The organism is Streptomyces sp. NPDC058246, from assembly GCF_042881985.1.
Classification (GTDB): domain Bacteria; phylum Actinomycetota; class Actinomycetes; order Streptomycetales; family Streptomycetaceae; genus Streptomyces.
In genome coordinates this window covers 12,673-26,019 of the sequence record NZ_JBHVWZ010000015.1, presented here as the reverse complement: position 1 = coordinate 26,019, position 13,347 = coordinate 12,673, and the positions used below count along the sequence as shown (strand labels likewise).

The 13,347-nt window shown below is 70.2% G+C and carries 10 protein-coding genes; 4 read left to right on the top strand and 6 right to left on the bottom strand.

Annotated features, from left to right (window positions below):
• Positions 1-79 precede the first annotated feature (79 nt).
• The 5 genes from ACFVXA_RS22230 to ACFVXA_RS22210 are packed head-to-tail and all read right to left on the bottom strand — an operon-like array spanning position 80 to position 5,835.
• Positions 80-1,192, bottom strand: a complete 1,113-nt coding sequence (locus ACFVXA_RS22230) for a VWA domain-containing protein (protein ID WP_389938983.1) — start codon at positions 1,190-1,192, stop codon at positions 80-82.
• A gap of 3 nt (positions 1,193-1,195) precedes the next feature.
• The gene (locus ACFVXA_RS22225; protein WP_383747117.1) at positions 1,196-2,053 is read right to left on the bottom strand and encodes an AAA family ATPase; all 858 of its coding nucleotides are present in this window, start codon (positions 2,051-2,053) and stop codon (positions 1,196-1,198) included.
• Between the two features lie 49 nt (positions 2,054-2,102).
• Positions 2,103-2,957: an FAD binding domain-containing protein gene (locus tag ACFVXA_RS22220; RefSeq protein WP_390026162.1), complete on the bottom strand. Its 855-nt coding sequence runs from the start codon at positions 2,955-2,957 to the stop codon at positions 2,103-2,105.
• Positions 2,954-5,344 (bottom strand): xanthine dehydrogenase family protein molybdopterin-binding subunit, encoded by a 2,391-nt coding sequence (locus tag ACFVXA_RS22215; RefSeq protein ID WP_389748763.1) that lies wholly within the window; start codon positions 5,342-5,344, stop codon positions 2,954-2,956. The genes ACFVXA_RS22220 and ACFVXA_RS22215 overlap by 4 nt, the downstream gene beginning before the upstream one ends.
• Complete coding sequence (locus tag ACFVXA_RS22210; protein ID WP_390026160.1) at positions 5,341-5,835, bottom strand: (2Fe-2S)-binding protein; 495 nt, start codon at positions 5,833-5,835, stop codon at positions 5,341-5,343. Before ACFVXA_RS22210 ends, ACFVXA_RS22215 begins: the two co-directional genes overlap by 4 nt.
• A 247-nt stretch (positions 5,836-6,082) precedes the next feature.
• Here ACFVXA_RS22210 and ACFVXA_RS22205 point away from each other — a divergent pair, with 247 nt between their 5' ends.
• Together ACFVXA_RS22205 and ACFVXA_RS22200 are read left to right on the top strand one after the other, a co-directional pair.
• Positions 6,083-8,068: a GTP-binding protein gene (locus ACFVXA_RS22205; RefSeq protein WP_390026157.1), complete on the top strand. Its 1,986-nt coding sequence runs from the start codon at positions 6,083-6,085 to the stop codon at positions 8,066-8,068.
• 67 nt (positions 8,069-8,135) lie between these two features.
• Positions 8,136-10,007, top strand: a complete 1,872-nt coding sequence (locus ACFVXA_RS22200; RefSeq protein WP_383905452.1) for an endoglycosylceramidase — start codon at positions 8,136-8,138, stop codon at positions 10,005-10,007.
• On the opposite strand, the gene ACFVXA_RS22195 is transcribed toward ACFVXA_RS22200, so the two are convergent.
• Positions 10,000-11,256, bottom strand: a complete 1,257-nt coding sequence (locus ACFVXA_RS22195; RefSeq protein WP_383747091.1) for a YncE family protein — start codon at positions 11,254-11,256, stop codon at positions 10,000-10,002. The genes ACFVXA_RS22200 and ACFVXA_RS22195 overlap by 8 nt on opposite strands.
• A 214-nt stretch (positions 11,257-11,470) precedes the next feature.
• Here ACFVXA_RS22195 and ACFVXA_RS22190 point away from each other — a divergent pair, with 214 nt between their 5' ends.
• Both ACFVXA_RS22190 and ACFVXA_RS22185 read left to right on the top strand, forming a co-directional pair.
• Positions 11,471-12,130, top strand: coding sequence for a TetR/AcrR family transcriptional regulator (locus ACFVXA_RS22190; RefSeq protein WP_383747089.1), 660 nt, complete (start codon positions 11,471-11,473; stop codon positions 12,128-12,130).
• Between the two features lie 235 nt (positions 12,131-12,365).
• Positions 12,366-13,346 (top strand): polyprenyl synthetase family protein, encoded by a 981-nt coding sequence (locus tag ACFVXA_RS22185; protein WP_390026155.1) that lies wholly within the window; start codon positions 12,366-12,368, stop codon positions 13,344-13,346.
• The last annotated feature ends 1 nt before the right edge of the window (position 13,347 follow it).

The following is a 13,347-nucleotide window of genomic DNA, read 5'->3' as shown; positions in this document are numbered from 1 at the left end:
CCGCTCCTAAAGGGGCCCTGGCCCCTGAAGGCTCCGCCGCTCCCCGAGGACGCGGTGCTCCCGAAGGCTCCCGTACTTCTCAAGGCTCCGCTCCTCTCACCACCGCCGCCAGACGCTCCAGCGCGGCCAGGCTGTGCCCTTCGACGAACGCGTCCACGCTCGGCAGCGCCGCCGCCATTCCGGCGGCCAGGGGAGCGTAACCGGGTCGGGCCTTGAGCGGATTGGCCCAGATCACCCGGTGCGCGAGCCGGTGCAAGCGTCGCATCTGGGCGGCGAGCAGCGCCGGATCGCCACACTCCCAGCCGTCCGAGAGCAGCACCACGACCGCGCCGCGCGCCATGCCCCGCCGGCCCCAGCGGTCCAGGAAGCCCCGCAGCAGCTCCCCGAGCCGGGTGCCGCCGCGCCAGTCCGGAACCGCCGCCGCGAGGGCCGCCATCGCCGTGTCGGGGTCGCGGTGCGTGAGCTCGCGGGTCACCCGGGTCAGCCGGGTGCCGATCGTGAACACCTCGGTGGGTGTGCCGTGCGAGGCCGCGTGCGCGAACCGCAGCAGCGCGTCCGCGTACGGGGTCATCGAGCCGCTCACGTCCACGAGCAGCACGATCCGGCGCGGGCGCTCGGCCCGGGTGCGCAGCCGCAGCCGGGCCGGCTCGCCGCCCCGCCGCAGCAACTCCCGTACGGTACGCCGCGGATCCACGCTGCCTCGTCGCGCCGGCCGGCGCCGCGCGGAGCGCCGTACCTCGCCGCGCAGCCGGAACGCGGCCAGCAGCCGCCGCAGTTGTTCCCGCTCGGACGGCGTGAGCGAGGCGAAGTCGCGGTGGCGCAGTACGTCCGTGGAGGCCGCCAGCACCGGGACGGGGACGCCGTCCTCCGTGGCCCGGGCCGCCGCGTGGGGGACGGGACCGGCGTCCCGTACGACCACGCGCGGCCGGGGCGGCGGGTCCGCCCGCGCCGGAGCCAGGGCCCCCCTCGCGCCGAAGTAGGCGGCGAAGACGCGCTCGTACCGTTCCAGATCGTCCTGGCTCCCGCACAGGGTGAGCCGGCCGGCCCAGTAGACGTCGGAGCGGCTGCCCGGATCGAGGAGGTCCAGCGCGCCGAGGAAAGCCTGCACCCGATCGGGCCCTGCGTCGACACCCGCGGCGCGCAGGGCACGGGTGAGACCGACGAGCACGGCGGACGCATCGAGGCCCGGCACCTTTCACACCTCCCGAGCCGCGAGGATCGCCGAGAGATCGAGCCCCCGGGCCCGCTCCGCGTCCTCCCGGTATTTCAGTGCCGCCCCCAGGGTGGCGACCGCAAGCTCGGCATCCACCTCGGTCGCGCCGAGCGCGTGCAGGGCCTCCGCCCAGTCGATGGTCTCCGCGACCCCGGGCGGTTTGAGCAGGTCCTCGGCGCGCAGGGCCTGGACGAGGGCGGTCACCTGCTCGGCGAGCCGGGCGGTCACCTGCGGCAACCTCCTTCGCACGATGGCGAGTTCGCGGGCGAAGCCGGGATGGTCGAACCAGTGGTAGAGACAGCGCCGCTTCAGGGCGTCGTGCACTTCGCGGGTGCGGTTGGAGGTGAGGACCACGACGGGCGGCGACTCGGCCCGCAAGGTGCCCAGTTCGGGGATGGTGACCGCGTACTCCGACAGCAGCTCCAGCAGGTACGCCTCGAACTCGTCGTCCGCGCGGTCCACTTCGTCGACGAGCAGGACGGACGGCTGGGTCTCCAGCGCTTGCAGGAGGGGGCGGGTGATGAGGAACCGCCGGTCGTACAGTTCGTCCTCGAGCCGGTCGGCGTCCGTGACGCCCGCCGCCTCGGCGGCCCGCAGATGCAGCAGCTGGCGCGGGAAGTCCCAGTCGTACAGGGCCTGGGAGGCGTCGATTCCCTCGTAGCACTGCAGCCGGATCAGCGGGGCGCCGGTCGCCTCGGCGAGGGCGGACGCGAGCGCGGTCTTGCCCACGCCCGCGTCGCCCTCGCAGAAGATCGGCCGGTGCAGCCGCAGCGCCAGGAAGCAGGCCACGGCCAGTCCGTCGTCGACGAGGTACCCCGTCTTCTCCAGGCGGGCCCGCAGCTCGTCCGGACCGCTGAAGCCGTCCGCGGCCGTGCCGGTGATGGGCTCCTCACCCCATCCCGGCGGCGGTCAGGACCGCCCGCCGCGTGAGCACCCGGGCGAGGTGCGCGCGGTAGGCGGGCGAGGCCGACGGATCCGACGACGGGTGCGTACCCTCGGCGGCCGACTCGGCGGCCCGCCGCACCGCGTCCACCGCCTCGGCGCCCACGAGCGCCTCCTCGGTCGCCCCGGCGCGCAGCGGGACCGCGCCCATGTTGGTCAGTCCGACGTGTGCCTCGGCGATGTGCCCGTTGTCGCGCCGCACCAGCGCCGCCACGCCGACCACCGCCCAGGCCTGCGCGATCCGCTGGAACTTCTCGTACCGGAAGCCCCAGCCGTCGGCGGCCGGGATCCGCACCTCCACCAGCAGTTCGTCCGGCGCCAGCGCGGTCTGCAGATAGTCCAGGAAGAACTCGCCGGCCGGGATGGCCCGGCGCCCGCGCGGCCCGACCGCGATCAGCGTCGCGTCCAGCGCGAGGATCACGGCGGGCAGGTCACCGGCCGGATCGGCGTGCGCGAGCGCACCTCCGAGGGTGCCGCGATGGCGTACGGCGGGATCGGCGACCGTGGCGGTGGCCGCGGCCAGCAGCCCGGCGTGCCGGCGGATCCGAGGGTCGCGGATGACGTCGTGGTGCGAGGTCATCGCGCCGATCACCAGCGTGCCCTCGTCCTCATGGATCCCGCGCAGTTCGGGGATCCGGCCGACGTCGACCACGAGTTCGGGGAAGGCGAGCCGCAGCCGGAGCAGCGGCAGCAGGCTCTGGCCGCCGGCCAGCACCTTGGCGTCCTCACCCGCGTCCGCGAGCGTCCGCACGGCCTCGTCGACGCTGCCGGGCCGCACGTACTCGAATGCCGGGGGAATCATGCCGACGCCTCCTTCGCGGAGCGGGCCTGTCCGAGGGCGTCCCAGACACGCTGCGGCGTGCAGGGCATCGTCACCTCGGTCACTCCCAGCGGGCGCAGCGCGTCCACGATCGCGTTGACGACCGCGGGCGTGGAGGCGATCGTCCCGGACTCGCCCACTCCCTTGGCGCCCAGGGGATTGGAGGTGGCGGGTGTCTCCGTCCGGTCCGTCACGAACTCGGGCAGATCGACGGCCGTGGGCACGAGATAGTCGGCCATCGTGCCCGACACCAGGTTGCCCTCGTCGTCGTACACCGCCTCCTCGTACAAGGCCTGCGCGATGCCCTGCGCGATCCCGCCGTGCACCTGCCCCTCGACGATCATCGGGTTGATGACCCGGCCGACGTCGTCGACGCAGACGTACGAGCGGATGGTGGTCCGCCCGGTCTCGGTGTCGACCTCGACGGCGCACAGATGGGTGCCGTGCGGGTAGGAGAAGTTCTCCGGGTCGACGAGGTGCTCGGCGTTGATGGTGGGTTCCATGCCGTCGGGCAGGTCGTGCGAGGAGAACGTGGCGAAGGCGATCTCCTGGATGGACTTGCGCGCCTCGGGCGAGCCCTTCACGGAGAACACGCCATGCGTGAACTCCAGGTCGTGCTCGTTGGCTTCGAGGAGATGCGCGGCGACCTTCCGCGCCTTCTCCACCACCTTCTGGGCGGCGTGATGGACGGCCGCCCCGCCGACCACGAGCGAGCGCGAGCCGTACGTGTCCATGCCCTGCGGCGCCGACCGGGTGTCGCCGTGCACCACCTCGACGTCCTCGAAGGGCACCCCGAGCACGTCGGCGGCGATCTGGCTCCAGCAGGTCACATGCCCCTGGCCGTGCGGACTGGTGCCGGTGACCACCTCGACCTTGCCGGTCGGCAGCATCCGGATGCTCGCCGCCTCCCAGCCCCCGGCCGCGTACCGCAGATCCCTGAGCACCCGGCTCGGCGCGAGCCCGCACATCTCGGTGTACGTCGACACACCGATGCCGAGGCGGACGACGTCGCCGCGTTCGTTGCGCCGCTGCTGCTCGGCGCGCAGTTCGTCGTACCCGAAGAGTGCGAGCGCCTTGTCCGTGGCGGCCTCGTAGTTGCCGCTGTCGTACGTCAGCCCCGCGATGGCCGTGTACGGGAACTCCTCGTGCCGGATCCAGTTGCGCCGCCTCAACTCGACGGGATCGAGGCCGAGTTCCGCGGCCAGCTCGTCCATGATCCGTTCGATGGCGTACGTCGCCTCGGGGCGTCCGGCGCCGCGATAGGCGTCCGTCGGCGTCCTGGTCGTGAAGACACCGGTGCAGGTGAAGTCGTACGCGTCCATCTTGTAGATCGCCGGGTACATGAAGGCGCCCAGGATCGGGATGCCCGGCGTGACGAGCATCAGATACGCGCCCATGTCGGCCAGGAGGTCGACCTTGAGGCCGAGGAGCCCGCCCTCGCGGGTGGCGGCGATCTCGATGTCCTGGATCATGCCGCGGCCGTGATGGGTCGCGAGGTATCCCTCGGACCGGGACTCGGTCCACTTCACCGGGCGCCCCAGCCGTTGCGCGACCGCGAGGGCGAGGGCCTCCTCGCCGTACACCTGGAGCTTGGAGCCGAAGCCGCCGCCCACGTCGGGGGCGATCACCCGCAGCTTGTGCTCGGGGACGCCGGTGACCACGGAGAGCATGATCCGCAGGATGTGCGGGATCTGGGTGGAGGAGTAGACGGTGTATTCGCCGGAGGCGGCCAGGGGAGTCACGACCACCGCGCGCGGCTCCATGGCGTTGGGGATGAGCCGCTGCTGGTGGTAGCGCCGCCGGAGGACGACATCGGCGCGCTCCCGCACCGTCTCGTAGCTCTCGCCGGTGGCCAGCGGCCAGACGTAGCAGCGGTTGGTGCCCTTGTCCGCGTGGACCAGCGGGGATCCCTCGGTGAGGGCCGCCTCCAGGTCGAGCACCGGGGGCAGCGGCTCGTAGTCGACCTCGATCGCCTCCAGCGCGTCGGCGGCCGCGTACCGGTCGCGGGCCACCACGACGGCCACCGGATCGCCCGCGTAGCGGACTTCGTCGACCGCGATCGGCGGGTGGTCGGGGAGGACGATGTCCTCGGTGACGGGCCAGGCGCAGGGCAGTGAACCGAGGCCCTCGGCGAGGTCGCGGCCGCTGAACGCGGCGATCACGCCGGGCCGTTCGCGCGCGGGTGCCACGTCCACCCGGTCGATGCGGGCGTGCGCCATGGGGCTGCGCAGGATCGCCAGATGCAGCAGTCCGTTGACGTTGATGTTGTCCGTCCAGTTGGTCTGGCCGGTGACCAGACGGGCGTCCTCCTTGCGGGGGCGCGAACGGCCGACCTCGCGCTCGGTGACCTGGTCGGTCGTGTCGCTCATGTCGTGACCTCCTGTCCGGAGGCGGAGGCGGAGGCGGCGGCGGAGGCGGCCAGGACCGCGCGCACGATGTTCTGATAGCCGGTGCACCGGCAGAGGTTGCCCTCCAGGGCCTCGCGCACCTCGTCCGGGGTCGGGTCGGGGTTCTCGCGGAGCAGATCCCGGGCGGCCATGATCATTCCCGGTGTGCAGTACCCGCACTGCAGGGCGTGGCGCTCGTGGAAGGCGGTCTGCAGCGGATGCCACTCCCCGTCCTGGGCGAGCCCCTGGATGGTCGTCACTTCCCTCCCGTCGGCCTGGACGGCGAGGACCGAGCAGCTCTTGACGCTCTCCCCGTCGAGGTCGACCGTGCAGGCCCCGCAGTTCGATGTGTCGCAGCCGATCGGGGTGCCGGTCAGACCCAGGCGGTCTCGCAGGTAGTGGACCAGGAGGAGGCGGGGTTCGACCTCGTCCTCGTAGGCGGTGCCGTCCACCTTCACCGATATGCGGGTCATGTGCCCTCCCAGAGAGCCAGGTGAGGGGTATCAGCCATTTTACGTGATGTGCGTCACTCTAGGGCGGGGCGCCGAGGGGGGCGAGTGCTGCGGCAGGCATTTGTTGAGCGTTAATCCGTTGCCGTCGCGCGCCGCCGCCTGCTGCACTACGAGGAACGCGTCCACCAAGATCGAGGAGCAGCAATGCGCACACCGCTCATGTCCACCCAGGAAGGAATCACTCCCACTTCAAAGGACATGACGCCCGGTGCATATGCTCAACCTGGGAATTCTGGCGCACGTAGACGCCGGTAAGACAAGTCTGACCGAGCGGCTGCTGCACACGGTCGGGGTCATCGACGAGATCGGCAGCGTCGACGACGGAAACACCCAGACCGATTCCCTCGCTCTGGAACGGCAGCGCGGGATCACCATCAAATCCGCCGTCGTCTCCTTCGCGATCGACGACGTCACCGTCAATCTGCTCGACACTCCCGGCCACCCCGACTTCATCGCCGAGGTGGAGCGGGTGCTCGGCGTGCTCGACGGAGCCGTGCTCGTCGTCTCGGCCGTGGAGGGCGTCCAGGCACAGACCCGGGTACTGATGCGGACGCTCCAGCGGCTGCGGATTCCCACCCTCGTCTTCGTGAACAAGATCGACCGTGCCGGGGCGCAGGACGAGCGGGTCCTGGCGAACATCGCCACCCGGCTCACGCCGGCGATCGTCCCGATGGGATCGGTGGGTGAGCCGGGCACGCGCGACGCCCGCTTCACCCCGTTCGACGACGCCCGCCTCCAGTCGCCTCTCCTCGATCTGCTCGCCGAGCACGACGACGACCTGCTCGCCGCGTACGTCGAGGGCCGCGTGCCGCGCGACCGGCTGCGCGCCGCTCTCGTACGGCAGACCGGGGAGGCACTCGTGCACCCCGTGTTCTTCGGCTCCGCCATGACGGGCGCGGGCGTCTCGGAACTGATCGCCGGAATCAGGGAGTTGCTGCCCGCGGCCGAGGGCGACGTCGACGGGCCGGTCTCGGGAACCGTCTTCAAGGTCGAGCGCGGACCCGCCGGGGAGAAGATCGCGTACGCGCGGATGTTCACCGGGACCCTGCGGACGCGCGACCGGCTGACCTTCCGGGACGGCGAGGAGGGGAAGGTCACCGCGATCAGCGTCTTCGACCAGGGGGCGGCCGTCCGGGAGGGCGCCGTGACCGCCGGGCGGATCGGCAGGCTCTGGGGGCTGGGCGACATCAGGATCGGCGACACCATCGGCGTACCGCGGAAATCGCCGACGGACGAACACCATTTCTCCCCGCCCACGCTCGAAACCGTCGTCGTCCCCTGCCGTGCCGCGGACAAGGGAGCCCTGCATCTCGCGCTCACCCAACTCGCCGAACAGGACCCGCTGATCAATCTGCGCCACGACGACGTACGCAAGGAGATCTCCGTCTCGCTCTACGGCGAGGTGCAGAAAGAGGTCATCCAGGCCACGCTGGCGGACGAATTCGGTATCGACGTCACCTTCCGCGAGACGACTCCTCTTTGCGTCGAACGGCCCATGGGCACCGGCGCGGCGGTCGAGTTCAACAAAAAGGACCCCAATCCGTTTCTCGCGACCGTCGGGCTGCGCATCGATCCGGCGCCGGTCGACTCCGGCGTGGAATTCCGTCTCGAGGTCGAACTCGGAGCGATGCCGTACGCCTTCTTCAAGGCGGTCGAGGACACCGTGCGGGACACCCTGGCGGAGGGCATCCACGGCTGGCAGGTCACCGACTGCACGGTCACGATGACCCACTCCGGCTATTCACCCCGGCAGAGCCACGCGCACCAGGGCTTCGACAAGAGCATGTCCAGCACGGGCGCCGACTTCCGGGGGCTGACACCGCTGGTCGTGATGAGCGCGCTGCGGGAGGCGGGCAGCCAGGTGTACGAGCCGATGCACCGCTTCCGCCTGGAGGTCCCGGCGGACACGCTCGCGGCGGTGCTGCCCGTGCTGGCCAGGCAGCGCGCCGTCGCGCGGACCACGGAGATGCGCGGTGCCGCGTGCGTGCTGGAGGGCGTCGTCCCGGTCGCCCAGGTGCATGAACTGGAACAGCAGCTGCCGGGGCTGACGCGCGGCGAGGGAACGCTGGAATGCGCCTTCGACCACTACGCGCCGGTCGTACGCGGCGTGGTACCGGACCGGCCGCGCACCGACCTCAACCCGCTGGACCGGAAGGAGTACCTGCTGAATGTGACCCGACGGATCGGCGGGTGAAACGAGAAACTTACTCATGAGTCAGGGGGTGTTGACGCTTCCCGATGCGCACGCGACTGTTGTGAACATGTCGAAGTTACGTGCGCGTCTGCTCGGCGTCCTCGTACTCCTCACCGGCTTCCTCACGGCCGCGGGCGGTGCCCAGCCCGCCGCCGCGGGAGGACTCCCCGGCTCCCTGTGGTTCGACGAACCCGCGGCCGCCACCCTCACCGTCACGAACGGCCACTTCACCGATGGCCTCGGCCGCGAGGTCGTGCTGCGCGGCTACAACGTCTCCGGCGAAACCAAGCTGGAGGAGAACAGCGGACTGCCCTTCGCCTCGGTCGCCGACGCCAAGAGGTCAGCGACCGCGCTGCGCGCCCTCGGCGGCGGCAACTCCGTGCGCTTCCTGCTCTCCTGGGCGCACGCCGAACCCGTACGCGGACAGGTCGACACCGCGTATCTCGCCGCGGCCACCGACCAGTTGCGCGCCTTCCTCGACGCGGGAATCCGCGTGTACCCCGACTTCCACCAGGACCTCTATTCCCGTCACCTCTTCAACACGGGCAGCTGGTACAGCGGCGACGGCGCCCCCAAGTGGGCTGTCGACGCGGGTCATTACCCCCAGGAGTCCTGCGGAATCTGCCTGTTCTGGGGCCAGAACATCACGCAGAACGGGGCCGTGAAACAGGCGTCGTACGACTTCTGGCACGACGCGTACGGTGTTCAGGGCGCCTTCCTGGACACGGCGCAGGCCACCATGACCTACGTCGAACAACACCTGACCGCCGCCGAATTCGCGGGCGTCGTCGGCTTCGACCCCGTCAACGAGCCGTACGCGGGCACGTACGACTCCGGACAGAGCAGCCGCACCTGGGAGCGGGACCTCCTGTGGCCCTTCTACGGGAAGTTCCGGGCCCGGATGGACGCGGCCGGCTGGCGGGACAAACCCGCCTTCGTCGAACCGAACCTCTTCTGGAACGCCAACATCGACTCCCAGAGGCAGGCGGGCGGCCTGCTGGACGCGGGCACGCTGGGCCCGCGCTATGTGTTCAACACCCACTTCTACGACCAGAAGGCGATCTCGGGGATCCTCATGTGGGGCAAGGCGGGGGACGGCCAGTACGCCACCGACTTCGGGACGGTACGCGACCGGGCCTCGGCCGCGGGCACGACGGCGATCGTCAGCGAATTCGGCCACCCGCTCAGCGGAACCGTCTCGGACAAGGCCCCGACGGTCCTCAAGGCGATGTACCAGGCCCTCGACTCCCGCCTGCCCGGCTCGGCCTGGTGGTCCGAGCCCGCCTCGTCCGGCCCGGTCCTCTCCGGCACCCAGTGGCAGTGGGACCTCTACAACGGCCGCCATCACGAGCTGATGAACGACAACCCCGACAAGGTCCTGACCACCGGCGACGCCTGGAACGACGAGGACCTCTCCGCCGTACGTCTGGACGGCTCGGGCACCGCCGTGCTGCGCCAGGACGCCCGTCTCCTGGACCGCCTCTACCCCAGCGCCACCGCGGGAAGCGCGGTCGCCTTCACCTACGAGGACCGCTCCCGCGACGGCGACACCACCCTGACCTGGAACCAGGTTCCGTCGTCGCTGCCGCATGTCTCCCAGCTCGTGGGTCCGGGCCAGTACGGGCTGCTGCTCTGGCGCTCGGACGGTACGAGCGCCCCGACGGAACTCCACCTCCCGGCGTCCTTCCCGACCTCGACGACGACCGTGGTGTCCGACCTGGGCGCGACGGTCTCACCTCCCTCGTACACCACGACCACTCCGATCGCCGTGGCCCCCGAGCCGGGCGGCACCGGCAGCCGGCGGCTCCTGCTCACCGCACCGGGCTCGGGGACTGTGCACTACGCGCTGGTCACGAACGGGGCGACGGCGCCGTCCGCCGACCTGTTGAGCGCGGCCCGCGCCGAGCTGGCGTCATGGGCCGCGACGGCGGTCAACTAGCCGACGGACCTGACCAGTTCGCCTGTACATGGCCGAGGCGAACGCGCTGGGGGTGGTCGCCGACCGGTACCGACACCGTCTTCTGCCCGGTGGCGAAGTCGATGGCGGTGACCTGGTCGGCGCCGCTCTCGGAGATGATGCAGTCCTTGCCGTCACCGCTGACGGTCGCCCAGTACGGCTTGGAGGCGGTGACGAGCGGGCCTTCCTGGAGGGTCGCCCGGTCCACGACGGTCGCGTAGTCGTCCATCGTCCCGGCGACGCACAGCTTCGTGCCGGCCGGGTTCATCGATATGCCGTGATGGCGCGAGTCGTTGACCCAGGTGGTGCGGTCGGTGCTGGTCGCGGGGTTCTTCGGCAGGGTCTTGACCCGGGTGATCCTGTCGGTCGCCACGTCGTACTCCAGGAAGCCGTTGAAGAACGACACCTGGAAGTACAGCTTGGACTCGTCGGGGCTGAAGACGGCGGGCCGGACCGCGTCGGAGTAGTCCGTGAGACCGATCGCGTCGAGCCGTTGCCGCATGTCGATCACCTTGACCTGCTTGAACGTGGTCGCGTCGACGACGGTGATGTGCCGGTCGCCCTTCGTCCAGTCCAGCCAGGGGTCGTCGAGAGCGGTGTTGACGTCGCCGATGGCCATGTTCCAGATGTACTTGCCGTCATGCGTGAAGATGTTCTCGTGCGGTTTGTCGCCGGTGGCGAAGGACCCGAGCTGCTTGCCTGTGTCGATGTCCAGGACGTGCACGGTGTTCGCGGTCGACGCCGAGACCGCGACGCGGGTGCCGTCCGGGGAGACGGCCATGTGGTCGGAACGGTAACCGGACACGGGGAAACGCCAGTTGATGGCCCCGGTGGCGAGGTCGATCGAGACGACGTCGGCGAAGCTGGGGCGCGAGACGACCACCGACCTGCCGTCGGGCGTGGAGTACATGTCGTCGGCGAACTGGTCGTGCCCCTCACCGACGCCGTTGCGAATGGCCATGAAGTAGGCCCACTTGATCGGGTCGGCGTTGATCGCGGCCATCCGCGCGTCCTTGTCGGGGATGACATTGATCCGGCCGACCTTCGCGAAGTCACCGGTGGACTTGATGACGTCCGCGGTGCCGTCCCAGTTGTTGCCGACGAACATCACCTCGCGCAGATCGGCGGCGGAGACCCGCGCGGTGGCGGCGGTCGCCGTGCCGCCGAGGGCGACGGTGAGGGCGAGGGCGGCGGCGAGGGACGTGAGGTGTCTGGTTCTGGTGGAAGGCATGGGGGGTCCTTGTGTAGGCGGGGGCGCGGGTACGAGCAGGGGTGCGGATGCCAAGGGCATGACAAGCAGGCGAGAAGCGGGGAATCTGAATACGGGCGCGTTCAGAGTGGACTTACTGGAAAGTAAGGAGGGGGCGGCCCTCTCCACAAGGGTCCGTACACGACAAAATCGTCAGAGGGTCGAACAGTTCGTCGGACCGGCAGGGGAGGAACGTGTGGCGGGCAGGCTCAAACAGCCGACCGGCCGTTACGGGGGCAGGACCGCCGAGGAGCGGCAGGCCGAGCGGCGCCGTCGATTCCTGGACGCCGGGCTCCAACTGTTCGGTGACAGCCCGGGCTTCCGGACCACGACCGTCGCCGCGCTCAGCGAGGCGGCGGGCCTGTCGACCCGCCAGTTCTACGAGGAGTTCCGTACCCTCGAGGACGTGCTGGCCGCCCTGCACCTCCAGGTCAACGACTGGGCCGAGGAGGCCGCCCTCGCCGCGCTCGCCGACGCTCGCGAACGGGATCTGCCGCTCGCCGAGCGCGCGACCGCGATCTTCCGCGCCTATGCCGCGAACGTGACGGGCGACCCGCGGCGGATCCGCATCACCTTCGTCGAAATCATCGGCGTCAGCCCCCGGTTGGAGGAGCAGCGTCTCGCCCGCAGGGCCCGCTGGGTGGAGTTCATCTGCGCCGAGGCGGAGGCCGCCGCCGCCCGGGGCGAGGCGGCGGCACGCGACTACCGGATCGCCGCGACCGCGTTCATCGGCAGCGTGAACGGCCTGCTCCACGACTGGCGTGCCGGATGGGTGGACGCGACGCTCGACGAGGTGGTGGAGGAGCTGGTCCGGCAACTGCTGGCGATCCTGCGACCGGAGGGCTGGCGCACATAGGGACCCCCGATCGAGGAAGCCGAGAGCTTGGGGGAGGGCACGGCGGAAGGGGCGAAATCCCTCCCGGGCCTCAGCTCGTCAATCGCCGCACACCCCCGAGAAACAGGTCCCACCCCGTCCTCGGCACGGATGCGGTCGGCCAGGTGGCCGAGAACCGCTCTGGATCCCCTCTCATCGGAATGATCGAATCGATGCCCGATTGATCTCGACGGTGGGGTGGGGTTACGTGCGTCCGGTGTCGTACCTGGATCTGTATCGTCAGGTGTCCGTGGACATCGATGCGGAGCGGGAAGCCGCTCTCGAACTGCTCGGTCCCCCGGCGGGATCGGTCCGGGTGGCAGTCGCCGAACTCCTGAGGAACCGGACGTTCAAGTATCCACTGTCCGTGCTGCCGATGATCGTCCATGCAGTGGAGACCGGCACGCCAGAACCGGCTGTTCCGCTGGCCGTCGTACATGAGCTGTGGTGGACTTCGGCGTGTTGTCTCGACGACCTCGCCGATGGGCAGGGCGCTTTCGTCGTCGGTGACCTCAGCGAGAGTGAGGCGCAGCTCGCGGCGGTCGTCTGCGGAAATTCCCTGCCGCTGCTCGTCGTTGGGTCGCGGGGTATTCCCGAGCCGGTGCGAGGTGCGCTGGCTGCCGAGATCGTGAAGTGCTGGATCGACGCCACCGAAGGCCAGCTGAGGGACCTTCACGGGGATATGGGCGCTGTGACGCGCGAGCCGGTGATCGCGGCGTACCGCGGGAAATCCGGCGCTCCCTTCAGTATGGTCACGGCGATGGCCGCGCGACTGGCGGGCGTGACGAGCGAGCGCGTGGAACTCTGGCGTGAGTTCGGCAATATCTTCGGCATCCTGTGGCAGATGTTCAACGACCAGGAGGACATTCTCTCCGGCCGCAACGAAGACCTTCTCAACGGTACGGTGACGTACTTGCTCGCGTGCGTCCTCGAGGGCGCGGATCTCCAGTCCACCGAACGTGTCATGGAGTTGCACGCGGCGGCGAGGAATTCCGATCACGCGCGTGCGGAACTCACCGGTGTCCTCCTCGCGCCCGCGGTGCTGCGACGGTACGAGGACGACATCCAGGGTTTCCGCGACGTAGCCCTCGGCATTCTGGACAAACTGGCGGGCGACGCGGCCTATGTGCCCGTCCTGCGCGACCTGGTGGACCGGGCCTCCCGGATGCTTCTGCGGGCCGGCCGCGGAACGGCCTGAG